Source organism: Bradyrhizobium sp. USDA 223, assembly GCF_044909005.1.
GTDB lineage: Bacteria > Pseudomonadota > Alphaproteobacteria > Rhizobiales > Xanthobacteraceae > Bradyrhizobium > Bradyrhizobium yuanmingense.
On sequence record NZ_JBIYDR010000001.1, the window covers coordinates 3,439,530 to 3,457,249 of the forward strand.

The window sequence follows — 17,720 nt, forward strand, 5'->3', positions numbered from 1 at the left end:
AGACTTCGTCACTCCGCGGCGCCGGCGCGCCGATCATTCCGCGCCACCTCTTCCGAAGGCGCGGCGAAACATTTGCGCGAGCCGGGCTCGCAAGACGTCCGATGCAATCGACCAGAAGCTGAGCTCCGCCGGAGCTGCCTGCCCCGACGAGGCGCCGGACATGTGGCGGTCGAGATTGGCGGCGAACTCCGCAACGAGACGTTTTGCAAGGTCTCGCACCAGGCCGGGACGACCGACCTGAGCCAGCATTCCCGTGAGCGTGTAGCCGATCGACAGTTCGACCGCGGTCGCCGCGCCGCCTTCCAGCGGCAGCAGGCGGTAACGGATCTCGCCCTGCGTCGCGGAATGGCTGCGCTGGTCGGTGCCGATGCCGACGATGCGCCCCGAGAGTGTCGCGGGATCCCGCTCGACGCGCGCGGCACCCTCGAAGCTTACTCCGATCGGTCCGAGCCTGACGCGGATCGATCCTTCGACGCGCTCCGGCTTTGGCGTCGACGACAGCGATACGCCAGGGAGGCAGGCGGCGATGCTTGCAATGTCCTCGAATATCGCGAACACCTTTGCCGGCGGATACGGCAACGTGAAGCGCTGATCGAGTATTGTTGCCGGCGTGAAGTCGGGGATGCTGCTTAGGGTGGCACTTTCCAGTGCCGGAGCTGGCGCGTGCCGCGCAGGCCGCAGCTCGTTCCGGGCGGTTGCCGCTCGCCCCGAGCCGGCAGGACCAAGGATGGTGCGGCCGCCGCCTGCCTGTGGCGCGACGTTGCGCGCGCGCCTTGCCTCGATCACGGACTGCACCGCGCGCACAATGCCGACATAGCCGGTGCAGCGGCAGAGATTGCCGCTGAGGCCAATGCGAATCTGGCGCTCGTCGGCGTCGGGCAGACGCAGCACCAGGTCGCGCGCCGAGACCAGCATGCCGGGCGTGCAATAGCCGCATTGCAGGGCATGCTCGCGGGTGAAGGCAGCGCGCAGCTCGGTCGTGATCTCGTCCTCGTCGAGGCCTTCGATCGTGGTGACATCGGCGCCCTCGCAGGCCGCCGCATAGGTGATGCAGGAGCGCGCCGGCACGCCGTCGAGCAGCACGGTGCAGGCGCCGCAGACCCCGTGCTCGCAGCCGAGATGCGTGCCGGTGAGATCGAGCCTGTCGCGGACGAAATCGGCAAGGCTGGTGCGCGGCTCGGCGGGCAGCTCCACCGCGCGGCGATTGACCTGAAGCGCGATTGTGGTCATGCCGCGGCCTCCAGAACGGCGCGCTTCAGCACGCTGACATGGATGTGGCGCTGCGCGGCATCGTCGATGCCGGCTTTTGCGAGGAGCGCGTCGGCGACACGAACATCGAAACGCTGCTTGTAGTCCGCGGCGATCCGCCCGCCGAACAGCTCGGCATTCGTGACGACGATCGGCGCCGTGTCGATTGCACCGATGACGATACGCGCCGAGGCGGCGGCGGGATCGACCAGCACCGCACCGATCGCGTGCGCAAATTCGCCGGTCTTGCGGCAGCTCTTGGCATAACCCCAATGCGCCGTCGCCGATCGCGCCGGCACGTGGACCGCCTCGACGATCTCGCCGGCATGCAACGCAGATTCCAGCGCACCGACCACAAACGCTTCGACCGCCATCGATCGCGCACCGGCAAGACTGCGCAATGTCACGCGCGCGCCCAGGGCCGCCAGCGCCGAAATCCAGTCCGCGGCAGGATCGGCATGGCTGAGCGAGCCGCCGATGGTGCCGCGATTGCGGACCGCGCGGTACGCAATATTGGCGGCGACGGCCCGCATGGCTCCGCGGGTCACGTCGGCGGTGCGGCCGTCCTCGATATCGGCATGGGTGACGAGGGCGCCGAGCACAAGCTCGTCGCCGGAGACTTCTGCGCGCTTGAGCTCGGCAAGGCCCGAGATGTCGATAATCAGCTCCGGCTGCACCAGCCGCAGATTGAGCATGGGGCCGAGCGACTGGCCTCCGGCGATGATCTTCGCCGATCCGCCGCTTGCGGCCAGCATCGACAGAGCCGCATCGAGATCGCGCGGGCGCTCGTAAGCAAAGGGCGCCGGTTTCATGCCGCGCTCCTCTCAGCCGCACGCGCAGCCAGCACCGCCGCGACGACGCGATGCGGCGTGATCGGCGACTGCATCAGCTCGACGCCGAGCGGGCGCAGCGCGTCGTTGACGGCATTGGCGATCGCGGCGGGCGGCGCGATGGCGCCGCCCTCGCCGATGCCTTTCACCCCGAATTGCGTATAGGGCGACGGCGTCTCCATGTGGTCGAGGCGCGCGGCCGGGACCTCGGTCGGGCCGGGCAGCAGGTAATCCGCGAGCGTCGTTGCCAGCGGCTGGCCGGATGCGTCGAACGGCATTTCCTCGTAGAGCGCGGTGCCGATGCCTTGCGCGAGGCCGCCATAGATCTGGCCGTCGACGACGAGCGGATTGACCAGCACGCCGCCGTCCTCGACGATCACATAGTCGAGGATCTCCACCTCGCCGAGATCAGGATCGACCGCGACCACGGCTGCATGCGCGGCATAGCTGAAGGTGCCGCTGTCGCGCACGGGCTTGTAGCCTTGCGTGACCTCGAGCCCGCCCGGATCGACGTCTGGCGGCAAATCCTGCGGGCGGCGGTACCAAGTGTGGGCGATCGCCTTCAGGCTGACGCTGCCGTTGACGCCGCGCACCTCGCCGTTCTGCAACACCACGGAGGCCGGATCGTGCTGCAACAGTTTCGCACCGATGCGGCGCGCACGTTCGCCGAGCTCGCGGCAGGCGGTCGCGACCGCACCACCCGCCATCACCATCGAGCGCGAGCCCCAGGTGCCGGTCGAATACGGCGTCATCGCGGTGTCGCCGAGGAGGATCCGGATGTTCGCGACATCCACACCGAGGATTTCGTGTGCGACCTGGGCGAGCGTCGTCTCCATGCCCTGCCCGTGCGAGTGCACGCCGACGCGCAGTTCGAGGCCGCCGTCCGGCGTCAGGCGCGCCGTGGCCTGCTCATGGCCCGGCACCATCGGGATACCCCAGCCGGAATAGACCGAGGTGCCGTGCGCGGCCTGCTCGCAATAGATGGAGACGCCAACGCCGATGCGGCGGCCGCCGGCGTCACCCTGCTTTTGCCTGGCGCGGATGGCGCCGATGTCGATGGCCGCAAGCGCGCGGCGCATCGCTTCCGGATAATCGCCGCTGTCGAAATGCTTCTTGGTGATGTTGTCGAACGGCATCTGTTCGGGGCGCACCAGATTGCGCAGCCGGACCTCGCCGGGCTCGAGGCCGGCTTCCGCCGCCACGAGGTCGAGCATCAATTCCAGCGCAAAGCAGACGCCGGTGCGCGCGACGCCGCGATAGGGCAGGATCGGGCATTTGTTGGTGGCGACCGAGAAGGTGCGGCAGCGATAGGCCGGCATCTTGTAGGGGCCGGGCAGGATGCTGGCGACCTGCGCGGCCTCCAGGCAGGCCGAGAACGGATAGGACGAGTAGGCGCCGGAATCGACCGTCGCTTCGCAGTCGATGCCGCGCAGCGTGCCGTCACGGTCAGCATAGACAGTGATTTTGTAATGATGTTCGCGGCAATTGGAGCTGGCGACGAGATGCTCGCGGCGGTCTTCGAGCCAGCGCACGGGATGGCCGCAGCGCATCGTCAGCCAGGACAGGCAGACCTCTTCGGGCAACAGGATACCCTTGTGACCGAAACCGCCGCCGACGTCGGGCGAGATCACGCGGATCTGCCCCTCCTCCATGCCGAGGCATTCGGCGAGGCCGCTGCGCGTGATGTGCGGCATCTGCGCCGCCGAATGCAGTGTGAGCTGGTCGAGCCTCTTGTCGAAGGTCGCGACCACGCCGCGGCCTTCCAGCGGCGACATGCATTGCCGCGCCGTCGAGATCTCGCGCGTCACCTTGATCGGCGCGTCGAGCGCTGCGGAGATGTCGATCTCGTAATTGGTCTCCAGGAAGACGTTGTCGCCCCAATGTTCGTGCACCAGCGCCGAGCCGGGCTCGCGCGCCTTCAGCATGTCATGGATTGCGGGCAGCTCCTCCAGATCGAGCGTCACGGCCGCCGCGATGTCCTCGGCCTCGGCGCGGGTCGGCGCGAGGCACATCGCCACGAGCTCACCGACCTGACGCACCTTGCCGGTCGCCAGCACCGGCTGCTCAGAGATCTTGAAGCCCGGCAGCCCCGACACCGCCCTTATCGGCTTGATGCCGACGAGATCGGCTGCCGTGAACACGCTGCCGCGATGGCGTTCGGGCACATGGATGCCGCGGATGCGCGCATGCGCCAGCGGGCTGCGCACGAAGGCGACGTCCTGAAGACCGGCGAGCCTGACGTCGCCGACATATTGGCCGCGGCCGCGCATCAGGCGGTCGTCTTCCTTGCGCGGCAGCCGCGCGCCAACGCCCTGCCCCGTCCTGCCCGATCGAAATTCTCGCTCGTTGCGCAACTTCGCGTTCTCCTCCACCGCCCGGCCTTATGCCGCGACGGCTTGCGGCAGGATCGGCGCGACCGCGTCGAAGCGGGTGCCGGCGCGCAGGCAGAACGCCGGCTGCAGCAGGCGCTCGGCAATCACCTCGTTGTTCTCGTTGTCCTTGAGGACGAAGCGGCCGTTTCTCTCCGTGAGCACGGAGACGTCGGCGTCCATGCCGATCTTGAGCGCACCGATCTCCTCGCTGCGGCCAAGCATTCTTGCGGGATTGGAGGTGACCATCGGCACCACCTGCTCCAGCGACAGGCCGAGCGCCATCATCGAGCTCATCGCCTGGACCAGGCTGAACTTGGCTTGTCCCGCGAAGGGATGGTTCTCATCGTCCTCGTGCTGGTCGGGCGTTCCCGCCGGCGCGGGCACATGGGTGTTGTAGCCGTGGATGTCGGCGCCGAGCGTGGTCGGAATGATGCCGGCGGCGATCGCCTTTTTCGCGAGCCGATAGGAGAAATGGCTGCCGTGGCCGACGTCGACCTTGAGGCCGCGGTCGAGCGCGGCCTGGATCACCGGATGCATCTCGCCCTCGCGATTGACGAATCCGCCGGGATGGCGCGTGAAGGGATGCGCGAGGATGTCGCCCTCGCGCAACAGCGGAATGACGCGGGTGAGGATGGTGTCGGCATCCTCGCCGTTGGCGCCGCTCTCGGGCAGGCCCCAGAGCTGGCCGAAATGCACATAGACCGGCAGGTCGGCGCGCTTGCCGATCTCGGCCGCCATTTCGATGACGCGAATGCCCCAGCGCGCGAAGCCGCCGATCTCGGCATGAGCCTTGATGCCGCGCACGAGATCCAGATTGGCGGTTGCCGCCTTGACGGTCGCATCGATGTCGACGCCGTCGGGGCTGTAGAGCTGCGGATAGAAATGGCCCTCGAGACCGCCGACGAGATAGGCGGAGATAAACGCATAGACGCGCGAGGCCGAGGCTTCCGCGATGAAATGGCGGAAGCCCGGCAGCGTCATGCAGGACGGACCGCCCTGGTCGACCAGCGTCGTCACGCCGGACTGCACGCCCACCATGTCGGGGTTCATGCCGAAACGGCCGGAGACATATTGATAGACGTGCGCGTGGGTGTCGATCAGCCCGGGCAGCACCAGCTTGCCGCTGACATCGACGACCTCCTTCGCGCTGGTCGGCAGAATGTCGGATGCGACCGCCGCGATCTTGCCATTGCGGATGGCGACGTCCTTGAGGCCATCGACGCCGGAGGCCGGACAGATCACGCGGCCACCCCGGAGCAGAAGATCGAAGCTGGCAGTGACGGACATGGCGCTCTCCTCAGGCTCTTGCGCAGGCGGTTGCCCCGCTCTCGAATTACGAAGCATGCTTCGCATTTGGACGTTACGAAGCATGCTTCGCATTTGGACGTTACGAAGCATGCTTCGCATTTGGACAAAAGCAAGCTTCGTGCCATGATCCTGATGTAGCGAGCGCGTTCGAATCGAGCTAAGCGCGAACGGTCTGGGGTTGGGAGAGCGTGCATTGCGGCAAGCCAGGAAAAGTCGCAGCGGGGGCAAGCACCGCCCCTGGCCATTGTCGGAACGGCCCGGCTATTTGATCCGCCGGCTGCACCAGATTCACGTCGCGCTGTTTCAGGAAGCCTGCGGCGAATTCGAGGTCACGCCGCTGCAATACAGCCTGCTCTCGGCGCTGGCGGTGCGCGAAACCGCCGATCAGACCACTTTGGCGGCCGATATCGCGCTCGATCGCACCACGACAACAGGCGCCTTGAAGCGCCTCGCTGCGCGCAACCTGGTCGAGCGCGCGGTGAACAAGGACGATCGGCGCGCGCGATTGTGCCGCCTGACGCCGGCCGGCGCCGCGCTGCTGGTTAAAATCGAGGGCGCAGCACGGCGGGCGCATCGCGCAACGCTCGGCGATTTGAGCCAGCGGGAACAGGCGCTCTTCATCGAGATGATGCAGCGCATCGTGGCCGGCCATCCCAGTCGCGACAGCGCCGCTGCCCTATTCGACTAGAGGCGAGTGCTGCGCTTTTGAGTTGGGCTGCTTAATTTATCATCGTACCGCTGCCCGGCCGTGCATCGATCGCCACTATCCGGCGGGTCCGGCGTGCCGCGGCAGGCCGACGCGTCAGCATGCCCCGCGCTCGAAAACGCAATTGCATCCGAGGCGAGCCTCGCTGCGTCCGGCATCGAAACGCACCCTGCCCGGCCGCTCCGCGACCCATGGCACGATTTATGCTGCGATGATGCGAAGCGTGCTTCGTATTGGGGGATGTCATGACGGATTCCGAACTTCGCGCTGATATTCACAGCATCGAGCCAATTCCCGACGCGGACCGGGACTCCTCCGGGCCGCAGCAGATGTGGATCTGGGCCGGCGCCAACATCGCGCCGGTGAATTGGGCGCTCGGCGCGCTCGGCATCATCCTCAAGCTCGGCCTGATGGAGACGATCGCAGTCATCGTGCTCGGCAACATCGTGGGCTGCGCGATCTTCGCGACCTTCACGGTGATGGGGCACAAGACCGGCGTCAACCAGATGGTGCTGAGCCGGTCCGCCTTCGGCGTCCGCGGCGCCTACCTGCCGAGCATCCTGATGTTCCTGATGACGCTGGGCTGGATCGGCGTGAACACCTATTTCCCGGTCAAGGTCTCGATGGGCATCCTCGGCCAGTTCGGCGTGCCCGACACCTGGCTGGTCGAGATGATCGTCATCACGCTGGTGATGGCGGTGCAGGTGATGATCGGCGTCTACGGCTTCTACGCGATCCGCACCTTCGAGAAGTACACGGTGCCGCCGACCATCGCCATCATGGTGCTGATGAGCGTGCTGGCCTGGACGCGGCCCGGCGTCGTCAACTGGAACCTGACCACCTCGCTGCCGCCCGGCGCGCATCTGGCGATGCTGACGATGCTAATGACCGCAATCGGCGTCGGCTGGGGCATTTCCTGGGTCACCTGGGCCTCCGACTATTCGCGCTTCGTGCCGCGCTCCACGCCGTCGAAAGCCGTGTTCTGGTACAGCTATGTCGGCATGTTCGTGCCGACGGTCTGGCTCGGCATTCTCGGCGCGACCATTGCCTCGACGACGCTGGACACGGACCCCGCCAAGATGGTCAGCGCGGTGTTCGGCGGTCCTGTCAGCATCCTTGTCCTCCTGATGGTGCTGCACGGCCCGATCGCCACCAACATCCTCAACGTCTATTCGGCGGCGCTGGCGGCCCTGAGCGCGGGGCTGAAGCTCTCGCGCTTCTGGCTCACCGTGATCGTCGGTGTTGCCGGCTATCTGGTTACCCTCTACTTCATCTTCGCGCCGTCCTTCGCGAAGGCGTTCGACCATTGGATGATCAGCCTGCTGTTATGGATGAGCCCGTGGGCCGGCGTGGTGCTCGCCGACTTCTTCATCAAGCGCAAGGGCAAGATCGAGGTGGCCGAGCTCTATCGCTCGCCGGAGAGCAGCGCCTATGGCGACATCAACTGGGCCGGCATGATCGCGTTCTTCGCCGGCCTCGTTGCCGGATGGCTGGTGCAGGACGGCCTCGTCAGCGCGCTGCAGGGGCCGATCTCGATCCATCTGCTCGGCGGCGCCGATCTGAGCTGGTTGTTCGGAATCGGCGTGGCGGGCCTCGTCTACCTCGGGCTCGGCAAGTTCGCGACCTCGCCCACACCGGCCGTCGCGAGCCGTGCCGGCAGTTAGGCTGAGAGCGCTGACCTCGTCTTGCGTCAGCGCTTGCGGCCAAGCCTCACGATGATGTCGCCGGGCCCAAGTGCTCCGGCGACATGGCGGCGCAATCGCCACAGGCTCTCGCCGTCGACCAGCGACGGCATCGGCAGTTCGTGGTCGGCGAAATTGGCGACGATCTGCAGAACGTCGCCCTGCTCCGTCTGCCAGCGCACATCCACGCCGCCCATCTGAGGATCCGCGCCGAGCAATTGTCGCTGCGCCGAGACGAACCCGCGTTTGATGAGCGGCACGATCTTCTCATGCCGCATCTTCAATAGCTGCGTCGTCAATGCCCGGAACCTGGTGCCGGAAGGCGATTGCTCGATGCTGGTCCAGTCCAGCTTGGAGGCGCGGAAGGTTCTTTCGTCGCACGGGTCCGGGATCCCGGCGCGCGTTTCGGGCGTCGCGAACGCCTTGAAGTGCGAAAACTCCTTGCGGCGGCCTTCCCGTGTCAGTTCGGCGGCTTCGCCGGTCCAGTCGGCGAAGAACAGGAAGGGCGTTTCGGCTGCCGCTTCCTCGCCCATGAACAGCATCGGAATATGCGGGCTGAGCAGAACCAGTGCGAGGGCCAGCTCCAGCTTGTCCGGACCGACCAGCCGGGACAGACGTTCCCCCAAGGCGCGGTTGCCGACCTGGTCGTGATTCTGGGCAAAGAAGATGGTCGCTTCGGGCGGCAGATGAGCACTCGGCTCGCCGCGCGGCGCCTCGTGCAGGGGAAACACCTCGCCCTGATAGGCAAAGCCCTCGGTCAGGGATCGCGCCAAATGCTCGAGCGGCTTGTCCGCAAACGCCCGGTAATAACCTTCGTCCTCGCCCGTGAGCAGGACATGGAGCGCGTTGTGGAAGTCGTCGCCCCATTGCGCATCGTAGTACGTCGCTCGTCCCTGCGAACGCGCGAGCAGGTGCGCCTGATTGGCCTCGTTCTCCAGCATCAGATGGATGCGCCGGCCCGCCAGCTGGCTGCGCAGGGTCTCGGCGAGCTCGACCAGGAAATGACGTTTCGAGTCGTCCTTCAGCGCATGAACGGCATCGAAGCGCAGGCCGTCGAACCCATAATCGCGCAGCCACATCAGGGCATTCTCGATCAGAAACCCGCGCACGAACGCGCCGTCGGCTCCTTCGAGGTTGACAGCGGGCCCCCAGCCGGTGGTGTGGCGCGGGTTGAAGAAGTTCTCCGCACAGAGATGCAGATAGTTCAGCTGCGGCCCGAAATGGTTATAGACGACGTCGAGATAGATCATGATGTCCAGGGCATGCGCGGCGCGCAGCAGCCGCTTGAGATCCTCCGGCCGGCCATAGCGGGCATTCGGCGCGTTCAGGAGCACGCCGTCATAGCCCCAATTGTGCCGCCCGGGGACGTCGTTGAGCGGCATCAGCTCGATGGCGGTGATGCCGAGATCGCGAAGATAAGGCAGCTTCTTCTCGACGCCGGCATAGGTCCCCTCTTCGCTGAACGTGCCGACATGCAGCTCGTAGATCACCGCTTCCGCCCAGGGACGGCCCGGATAGAGCACCGGGTCCCTCAACGCGGCCGTATCGACCACCTCGCTCGGCGCGCCGACGTCGTCCGGCTGGAAGCATGAGGCGGGATCGGGCACGACGAGGTCTTGGTTGATCCTGAACTGATAGCGCGTGCCGGCGCGCGCAGTTTGGCTCAACAGCTGATACCAGCCGTCCGCATCGCGCGGCATCTTCCGTGGCGGCTGGCCGATTTCGAGCAGCTCGACCGATCGCGCCGTCGGCGCCCACAGGTTGAACGAAACCCCATGATCGACGATCTGAGGACCATGGCGCCGACTTTGCTCGGCCATTCCCAGTCTTTGACTCAAGCCCATCCCCTTTCGCGGCATGCCCACCTCGGCATGCAATTGCGCGCGTCGGAGCGACAAAGCGGAGCCGTGTGCGTTCGTTCCTCCACGGCGCCTACGCCGGACATTTGCAGCGCAACGGGAACGGAATCAGCAGCGCGACGGTTACCACCCCAGACAGGAGCCGTGGCCATGCGCCGCCCGAAGCCGCAACTGATCCGCAACAAGCTCGACCTGACCGACCGCGCCCAGGTGCGCCTCGTCAAGAAACGGCTCGGACTTTCGGACGCTGAGCTGATCGCGATCGTCGGGCGGATCGGCAACTCCATTCCGGCCATCAGCAAGGAGGCGGCTCTGCAAAAAGCCAACGCGCCGTCTAAGCCGGCCGACGTGGAGCCCATTACCGCGACTGCGCCGACATCCTGACGGGCAACTCGGGGGCAGAGATGGACCAGCCAGCACATTCAGACGACGCCCTGACGCGGACGGCCTCACGCCTGCGCCGCACCCGGATCACCGAAGGCAGACCTTTCCCGCTCGGCGCCACCTGGGATGGGCTCGGCGTCAATTTCGCTCTGTTCTCCGCCCACGCCACCAAGGTCGAGCTCTGCCTGTTCGACGATACCGGCGAAGCCGAGCTCGAGCGTATCGAGCTGCCCGAATATACCGACGAGGTCTGGCACGGCTATCTGCCCTCCGCTCGCCCCGGCACCGTCTACGGCTATCGCGTCCATGGTCCTTACCAACCCGACGCCGGCCACCGCTTCAATCCCAACAAGCTCGTGCTCGATCCCTATGCCAGGCAGCTGGTCGGCCAGCTCCGCTGGGGGCCGGAGCTGTTCGGCTACCGGCTGGATCACGCCGACAAGGATCTGTCCTATGATGAACGCGACAGCGCGCCCTTGATGCAGAAATGCCGCGTCATCGATCCCGCCTTTACCTGGGGCGTGGCGCGCAAGCCGGAAGTGCCGTGGGAGCGCACGATCGTCTACGAGATGCACGTCAAGGGCTTCACCCAGCTGCATCCGCTGGTGCCGGAAGCCGACCGCGGCACGTTCTCGGGCCTCGCACATTCGGAAATCCCGGCTTACTTGCGCTCGCTCGGCATCACCAGCGCCGAGCTATTGCCGATCCATGCCTTCGTCGACGACAGCTATCTGGTCGAGAAAGGCCTGCGCAATTACTGGGGCTACAACTCCATTGCTTTCTTCGCGCCGGAGCCGCGTTATCTGAAGGCGACGTCGGCCAACGAATTCAAGGCCATGGTCAACCAGTTTCACGCCCATGGCATCGAGGTCATTCTCGACGTCGTCTACAATCACACCGCCGAAGGCAACGAGCTCGGCCCGACCCTGTCGTTCAAGGGCATCGACAATGCCAGCTATTACCGCCTGCTGCCGGACGAGAAGCGCTACTACATCAACGACACCGGTACCGGAAACACCGTCAATCTCTCGCATCAGCGTGTGCTGCAACTCGTCGCCGATTCCTTGCGCTACTGGGCGACCGAGATGCGGGTCGACGGCTTCCGTTTCGATCTCGCCACCATCCTGGCGCGCGAACCCTATGGCTTCGATGAAGGCGGCGGCTTCCTCGACGCCTGCCGCCAGGACCCCGTGCTCTCCAGCGTCAAGTTGATCGCAGAACCCTGGGACATCGGGCCCGGTGGCTACCAGGTCGGTCAGTTTCCGCCGGGCTGGGCCGAGTGGAACGACAAGTTCAGGGACACCGTGCGCGCCTTCTGGAAGGGCGATCCAGGCACGCTGGCCGACTTCGCCAAGCGCGTCTCGGGCTCCGGCGACCTCTTCAACAAGCGCGGACGCCGGCCCTGGGCCAGCGTCAATTTCGTCACCGCGCATGACGGCTTCAACCTCAACGATCTCGTCTCCTACAACGACAAGCACAACGAGGCGAATGGCGAGGACAATCGCGACGGTCACAGCAACAACCATTCCTGGAATTGCGGCGCCGAAGGGCCGACCAACGACCCCGAGATCACCGCCTTGCGTGAGCGCCAGAAGCGGAATCTGCTGGCGACGATGCTGCTGTCCCACGGCACGCCGATGCTGCTCGCAGGCGACGAGTTCGGGCACACCCAGAACGGCAACAACAACGCTTACGCCCAGGACAACGAGACCACCTGGCTCAATTGGATGGGCATCACCGCGAACGGCCGCAGCCTGCGCGAGTTCGTGCGCAAGCTGATCGCCACCCGCAAGGCGTTTCCGATCCTATATCGCAGCCGCTTCCTGGTCGGCTCGCACAACGAGGAGCTCGACGTCAAGGATGTCACCTGGCTGTCGCCGTCCGGCGAGGAGATGACGACGGAGCAATGGCAGGACGGCAACGCCAAATGCTTCGGCATGCTGCTCGACGGCCGCGCGCAGGAGACCGGGATCAAGCGGCGCGGCTCGGACGCGACCATGCTGCTGGTCTACAACGCGCACCACGACGTCGTGAACTTCACCCTGCCGGAGGTCACCGAAGGACACAGCTGGCTGGGTTTGATCGATACCAATCGGCCCGACGCACCGATGGCCGAGTTCGAGTTCGGGCATGCTTACGCGGTGACCGCGCGCTCGCTCGTGGTGTTCGGCCTTGCCAACGACAGCATCGCGACGCGGCGCCTCCGCCAAGGCCTCGGCGCGCTGCTGGACATCGCCGATACGCCTCTGCCCGAGTAGCCGCGTTGCCGAGGCTCGGAGATTGTTTTGGATGCGTGTCGTTCGAAGCCCTTGGAACACCGCATCAAGAGCCGCGTTCATTGTCGGCATTGGAGCTTTGAAATGAATGTCGATTGCTCGCCGCCGCTCCCGCGATCAATCTCCGCTACGGCCGTGCGCGCCATTGCAGGAGGTACCGGTGATCGGCGCGACCACCTGACCGGCAACTGGCGCCCGTCTTGACCGACCGTGCAGCTGAGCCAGGCGGCGCATCCGCAGCCGAGCGTCCTCTCACCGCCATCGCGTTCTCCGGCGGTCTCGGCCTCGGCGCCTATCATGGTGGTGTGTTCGAAGCACTCACCTCTCTTCGGCTGCCGATCGACTGGGTGACCGGTTCGTCGGCCGGGGCCATCACGGCCGCGCTGATCGCGGGGAGCCCGCGCGACGATCGGCTGCGAAATTTACGCAGCTATTGGCATGCACCAAGCAGTCCATCCGACGTGCCGAACGCGGGCCGCCATACCTTCGCGTGGCTGAGCTCGATCAATACGCGCGTGCTTGGTCATTCCGGTTTCTTCCACCCCCGCCTCCCCATTCCGGCGTCTCACTACGGCGGCCTCTACGATCTCGGCCCGACCCGGCAACGCCTGCAGCGCTTGATCGATTTCGGACGTCTGAACGGCGGCGATCTGCGGATCACGATCTGCGCCACGGACGTCGAGAGCGGCGATGCCGTGTTCTTCGACTCCGCGTCGGAGCGGATCGAGATGGACCATATCCTGGCCAGCTGCGGGTATCTCCCCGAATTCGCTCCGGTGCAGATCGCCGGCCGCTGGCTTTGCGACGGTGGGTTCTCGCTGAACGCGCCGTTCGATCCGATCCTCGAAACTGCAGGCCCGCTCCGCCTCTATGTGATCGATCTGTTTCCGCGCGATGGCAAGGTCCCTAACGGGCTCGAGGCCGCCTCCGAGCGGAAGAGCGACCTGACCTTCGGCAACCAGACCTTCCAGCGCCTCGGCTACGCGCTGGAGGCCCGTCAGCTTCGCGCCGAGCTTCAGGACCTCCACTACGACGACGAGGTCTATCTCCTGAGCTACCGCCCGGGCCGCGAGGAAGCCGGGCCGGAAAAATCCTTCGACCTGTCGGGGACGGCCATGGCGCAGCGCTGGCGCGCCGGCTTTCTGGACATGCAATATGCCGCAAGCCTCACTCCAGCCCCGAACGAGATCTGCAGCGTGCGGCGGCCCTAAAGCGGAATGGCTTTAGGTTGAATCGATTGCCACGGGCTCGGTGCAACCTCTCCCGCTTGCGGGAGAGGTCGCGCCGAAGGCGCGGGTGAGGGCGTTCTCCTCTAGGCGGCCATCCCATTGCGGAAACACCCTCTCCCCAGCCCTCTCCCGCAAGCGGGAGAGGGAGTGCACTTACCTTGTCGCAATCAAACCTGATCTCATCACGCTTTAACGATGTCTCTCGGTGTCGGGACCCGAGCTAGGCGCTGTCCTGCCGTCACGCCGCTCGCGAATGTCGCGCAGCAACCGCCTGAGACCGTCATCGGCAGCCATGCCGTCGGGCGGGCGATCGTGGTTATGCCCCAGTTCGCGAGCACGGCCTCCTGCACCGGATTGCGCTGCGCGACGAACACGAAGGATCTCGGCCGGTCCTGGCTGTGCCCGGACTCGTCCCAGATCTGCCAGATCCGGTGCAGCAACAGCCGAATGTTCGGGTCGGACATGCTGTATCCGACGAAGAGCAGCGTGCTGCCCAGCGCATCGGCGCGAAAGCGGATATCGAGCGGGGAATTGAAGGCGAGCCGGTTGAGAAAGTCGGTCTCGGTCAGAACCAGCGAAGCATCGTCGTCGAAGTCGCCGTGGAATTTGATGATGTGGGTGACACCGGCACGCGCGCTCGCGATCTCCTTCGCGTTGCTGATCTTCGCAAAGGGCTTGTTCAGCACGTCGAACGCGGTTTCGAGATTGCGGTCGTAATTGGTGGTGTAGATGACCGGAAAGTCCAGCTCGACGATCATCCGGTGCAGCTCTGAAGCGGCGATCTTCTCAGGGTCGACACGCCAATTGCGGTCGAGCCAGCTGCGCAGCGGGCCGATCCCGCCGCGCTTGATCCGATAATATTCCGCGAGCATCTGATAGCCGCCATGCATTCCATCGATGACGTTGCGATCGAGGCCGAGATCGTCAAGGAGATGATCGATCAGGGACTGCCAGGACGGCAGGCCGACGGCCATCGAGACACCGGCGCCCACAAACAGGACAGCGCGGCGTCGCTCGATCGCCGCTGCCAGGATGTCGTGAGGCGGCCGCTCCTCAGATATGAGCCCCGTGGTTTGTTGGTCCATCAACCTTGAATGATTGGGCGCGCGACGCGTTCCTAATCCCGGACCACCCCTCACCGGCCGAGCGGCGAGGATGTCTCGCGCGCCGTCTGCGCCGCGAACCGGGCGATCAGGCGCCGGAGCTGCGCCTTGTGCACCAGGCGCGCCGCCGTCTTCGGCGAGACCCAGATCGCCTCCCGCTCGCCCTTCTCGGGCCACCAGCGCTCCCGCCCGTGCACCTTCATGGGGAAGACGGCAACGCTCATGGTCCGCTTGCGATCACCTTTTCGCTTGCGATGCTTGAAGCTGCCCAGTGCGCGCGTGGCCACGACACCGACCAGGCCCGCCTCCTCATAGGCTTCGAACGCAGCCGTCAGGTGCGGCTCCTTGTTGCGCATCGGCGATCCCTTTGGGACGCTCCACCTGCGCTTGCGCCTGGTCGTGATCAGCATCACCCGCAGCTCCGACTTGTCCAGACGAAACGGCAGAGCGGCAAATTGCTTCTTTCCCATCAGGCGCCTCCAACTCGCGTCTGATAAGCGAGCGCCGCAGCCATGGTTCCTTTTTGCGAAGTGGCGCCTCGCGTGGGGGCGCGGGAATTTCTAGGAAGCCTGAACTCCACCATGGTCACCTCCGCGCTCAGACCGGCGAAAAACAGCGCAACTGCAAGAGATCGTCGATGGAGAGGCCGAACAGCACTGGTCGAAACGCTGGTGCCGTTGCGAGCACGAGCAGCAGCAGAAAGATCACGTAGACCAGAGCCGGCGGCGTGTTTCTAACGACCCTGTAGGCTGCCTTTCGCATGCACTCCCTCCTGCGCCCCCACGCGTGCCATGGCAACGCCCATGAAGATCATCGCAGCCCCCCACAGCAGGAAGCCGATATCCCAGAAAATGCGCTGGTCGTCGGGCACGGTCTCGTTCACCTGATGCAATCTCAGGATCTGGTGATCGACCACGCCTTCAGCGAGATTGAAGATGCCCCACCCGATCAGGATCGTCCCGAAACACTGCGAGCCGGACCACCGCGGCGCGCTTCGGCGTGTCCGCTGCCACAGCAGAAAAAGCCCGGCGAGCACTAGGACGTAGGCGGTACTGTGAAAGATGCCGTCCCAAGTCGTATTGAGGGTGATGTTCTCGATGGAATTGAGCGGATACCAACCGCTTAACATATGATGCCATTGCAGCAGCTGATGAAAGACGATGCCGTCGAAGAATGCGCCGAGGCCAAGTCCGAGAAGGACGCCTGCGGACGTCGGGAAATCGCTTTGTCTGTCTTGCATGTGGTGAACTCGTGCGCGGCTCGGCACTTCCGATGCGGAATCAAGCCATGCCGCACGCGCACGTTCCTATGGCAATCAGCATCTCACTGGGATCGAGCTTGCGATCAATCGTGCCAATTCATCGGGACTAACATACGTTAGGCGAGCCAGACATTCGTCGGCACGCGTGCGCGATTGGTTATCGGCTTCATTCCCGATAGGAACGTTCGATATCACGCTGCGTCTGTCGCTCACATGTTGGAGATGCACATGCCGAGAAGATCGTTCTTGCTTGCTTTGGGTGGCCTCGGATTGTCGACCCTGAGTAACCTCAGGGAAATCGCATAGTGCGTAGCGACGGAAGCCAGAGAGGCGATCATGGCATACGCCCTGCTCAAGGACGGAGAGAAGATGAGCCGCACGTTTCCGACCAACGAGGAAGCGCTGGAGAAAGCCGATGAGGCGGGGTTGGTCGAGCCGAGCCTCGCGATGATGCGGACCTGGACTGGACGCCGGTCAAGCCGGCGTCCTGATCAGAGGCAGGGCAATCGCATATGACTTGTGGCGGCGGTCTGCGCGCACGCCTCGTCCTTCCAGACGGCGCTGACGCGCCTCCTCAGGATGAGGCTAATCGGTGTCAGTGCCCGTTGAAACTGCTGCCGCGCACTCCGACCTCATCCTGAGGAGCCCGCCTCAAGCGGGCGTCTCGAAGGATGGCCGCAGGGAAAATCTCAAATGCGATAGCCCTGCTGATCAAGGGGTCAGCATCATAGGCTTAGCATCCCCTGCAGATGCCTTTGATCTTTCGATCCGCTTCGGAATCGCGGGAGGTCTCCGAACGAATCTGGTCGTCGCCCTGCAGCGAGGGTCCGGGCGTGACGGTCCCATCGATGCGTCCGACATTGGAGCCGCCTGCCGGATTGCCGGGTCGCCCGACCGTCGTCGATCCCCTTGGGCCTGCGCCACCGCTCGACTGAGCCGTTCCGGCCGAGTTGGTTCCGGGCGCCGAGGACGTGCTCCCGGCCGCCCCGCCACCGGCGCTTCCTCCCGTGCCACCGCCGCCACCCTGTCCCCATGCGGGACCGGCGGTGGCGGCCGCCAATACGGCGACCAGCACGAGACCCATTCTACTCATCGCATGTCTCTCACTGGGTTTGTTGAGGTCGAGCGTCATCGGTCTTGCTGATAGCCCTGATTGGTCGTGTTCTGCTTGATATTGCCGTGGTGGCCCTGGGTGTCGAAGTTCTCGCGGCCCGGCTCCCGTTCCGCCGTTTCGACGACGGGGTCGGAACCCGGCCCTTTGTTGCTTCGCTGCTCTTCGGGGACGGGAGGCATTTTTGACATCTTTTGCTCCTGTATCGCTTCGCGATCCTGATACGGAGCAATGAACTGCGCCCGGAGTCGTTCCTGAACCGATCGCCGCAGCCGGAACCATGACAAAGCCGCTGGAACGAGCTGATACTGCTCGGGTTGTTGCCTTATCGGCACCGCGCAAATCCCCCGG

At 65.0% G+C, this 17,720-nt stretch carries 17 protein-coding genes; 6 read left to right on the forward strand and 11 right to left on the reverse strand.

The window, feature by feature from the left end; all coding sequences use genetic code 11:
- Window positions 1–33: 33 nt before the first annotated feature.
- The 4 genes from ABIA40_RS15925 to ABIA40_RS15940 form a co-directional block, all read right to left on the reverse strand.
- Window positions 34–1,230, reverse strand: a complete 1,197-nt coding sequence (locus ABIA40_RS15925; protein WP_404541974.1) for a 2Fe-2S iron-sulfur cluster-binding protein — start codon at window positions 1,228–1,230, stop codon at window positions 34–36.
- Window positions 1,227–2,060 carry an FAD binding domain-containing protein gene (locus ABIA40_RS15930; protein ID WP_404541976.1) on the reverse strand — a complete coding sequence of 278 codons (834 nt, stop codon included), beginning with the start codon at window positions 2,058–2,060 and terminating at the stop codon, window positions 1,227–1,229. The genes ABIA40_RS15925 and ABIA40_RS15930 overlap by 4 nt, the downstream gene beginning before the upstream one ends.
- Window positions 2,057–4,348 carry a xanthine dehydrogenase family protein molybdopterin-binding subunit gene (locus ABIA40_RS15935; RefSeq protein WP_404546255.1) on the reverse strand — a complete coding sequence of 764 codons (2,292 nt, stop codon included), beginning with the start codon at window positions 4,346–4,348 and terminating at the stop codon, window positions 2,057–2,059. Before ABIA40_RS15935 ends, ABIA40_RS15930 begins: the two co-directional genes overlap by 4 nt.
- Before the next feature lie 111 nt (window positions 4,349–4,459).
- Complete coding sequence (locus ABIA40_RS15940; protein WP_404541979.1) at window positions 4,460–5,737, reverse strand: amidohydrolase/deacetylase family metallohydrolase; 1,278 nt, start codon at window positions 5,735–5,737, stop codon at window positions 4,460–4,462.
- A 214-nt stretch (window positions 5,738–5,951) separates the two neighbouring features.
- On the opposite strand from ABIA40_RS15940, the gene ABIA40_RS15945 reads away from it, so the two are divergent.
- Both ABIA40_RS15945 and ABIA40_RS15950 read left to right on the forward strand, forming a co-directional pair.
- Complete coding sequence (locus ABIA40_RS15945) at window positions 5,952–6,446, forward strand: MarR family winged helix-turn-helix transcriptional regulator (RefSeq protein WP_246732540.1); 495 nt, start codon at window positions 5,952–5,954, stop codon at window positions 6,444–6,446.
- 263 nt (window positions 6,447–6,709) lie between these two features.
- Window positions 6,710–8,128 (forward strand): cytosine permease, encoded by a 1,419-nt coding sequence (locus tag ABIA40_RS15950; protein WP_404541982.1) that lies wholly within the window; start codon window positions 6,710–6,712, stop codon window positions 8,126–8,128.
- 26 nt (window positions 8,129–8,154) lie between these two features.
- On the opposite strand, the gene treZ is transcribed toward ABIA40_RS15950, so the two are convergent.
- On the reverse strand, window positions 8,155–9,966 hold the full coding sequence (treZ, locus tag ABIA40_RS15955) for a malto-oligosyltrehalose trehalohydrolase (RefSeq protein ID WP_404541985.1): 1,812 nt from the start codon (window positions 9,964–9,966) through the stop codon (window positions 8,155–8,157).
- A 189-nt stretch (window positions 9,967–10,155) separates the two neighbouring features.
- On the opposite strand from treZ, the gene ABIA40_RS15960 reads away from it, so the two are divergent.
- From ABIA40_RS15960 to ABIA40_RS15970, 3 genes are all read left to right on the forward strand, one after another.
- Window positions 10,156–10,389 carry a DUF3606 domain-containing protein gene (locus tag ABIA40_RS15960; RefSeq protein ID WP_057029914.1) on the forward strand — a complete coding sequence of 78 codons (234 nt, stop codon included), beginning with the start codon at window positions 10,156–10,158 and terminating at the stop codon, window positions 10,387–10,389.
- A 20-nt stretch (window positions 10,390–10,409) separates the two neighbouring features.
- A complete protein-coding gene (gene glgX / locus ABIA40_RS15965; protein WP_404541987.1) occupies window positions 10,410–12,647 on the forward strand; it encodes a glycogen debranching protein GlgX in 2,238 nt (745 codons plus the stop codon).
- A gap of 218 nt (window positions 12,648–12,865) precedes the next feature.
- Entirely contained in the window at window positions 12,866–13,876 is a 1,011-nt protein-coding gene (locus tag ABIA40_RS15970; protein ID WP_404541989.1) for a patatin-like phospholipase family protein, read from the forward strand.
- A gap of 200 nt (window positions 13,877–14,076) precedes the next feature.
- On the opposite strand, the gene ABIA40_RS15975 is transcribed toward ABIA40_RS15970, so the two are convergent.
- The 4 genes from ABIA40_RS15975 to ABIA40_RS15990 all read right to left on the reverse strand — a co-directional run bounded on the left by ABIA40_RS15975 (window position 14,077) and on the right by ABIA40_RS15990 (window position 16,237).
- Window positions 14,077–14,979, reverse strand: a complete 903-nt coding sequence (locus ABIA40_RS15975; protein WP_404541991.1) for an SIR2 family NAD-dependent protein deacylase — start codon at window positions 14,977–14,979, stop codon at window positions 14,077–14,079.
- A 50-nt stretch (window positions 14,980–15,029) separates the two neighbouring features.
- Window positions 15,030–15,467 (reverse strand): NUDIX hydrolase, encoded by a 438-nt coding sequence (locus tag ABIA40_RS15980; protein WP_157287658.1) that lies wholly within the window; start codon window positions 15,465–15,467, stop codon window positions 15,030–15,032.
- Window positions 15,468–15,594: 127 nt separating this feature from the next.
- Window positions 15,595–15,759, reverse strand: a complete 165-nt coding sequence (locus tag ABIA40_RS15985; RefSeq protein ID WP_271541032.1) for a hypothetical protein — start codon at window positions 15,757–15,759, stop codon at window positions 15,595–15,597.
- A complete protein-coding gene (locus tag ABIA40_RS15990; RefSeq protein WP_404541995.1) occupies window positions 15,731–16,237 on the reverse strand; it encodes a DUF2243 domain-containing protein in 507 nt (168 codons plus the stop codon). Before ABIA40_RS15990 ends, ABIA40_RS15985 begins: the two co-directional genes overlap by 29 nt.
- 357 nt (window positions 16,238–16,594) lie before the next feature.
- Between ABIA40_RS15990 and ABIA40_RS15995 the strand changes: the two genes are divergently transcribed.
- On the forward strand, window positions 16,595–16,774 hold the full coding sequence (locus ABIA40_RS15995; RefSeq protein ID WP_404541997.1) for a hypothetical protein: 180 nt from the start codon (window positions 16,595–16,597) through the stop codon (window positions 16,772–16,774).
- A 217-nt stretch (window positions 16,775–16,991) separates the two neighbouring features.
- Here ABIA40_RS15995 and ABIA40_RS16000 read toward each other — a convergent pair whose 3' ends face one another.
- A complete protein-coding gene (locus ABIA40_RS16000; RefSeq protein WP_275509344.1) occupies window positions 16,992–17,351 on the reverse strand; it encodes a hypothetical protein in 360 nt (119 codons plus the stop codon).
- Between the two features lie 35 nt (window positions 17,352–17,386).
- Complete coding sequence (locus ABIA40_RS16005; protein ID WP_275510229.1) at window positions 17,387–17,704, reverse strand: hypothetical protein; 318 nt, start codon at window positions 17,702–17,704, stop codon at window positions 17,387–17,389.
- Window positions 17,705–17,720 lie beyond the last annotated feature (16 nt).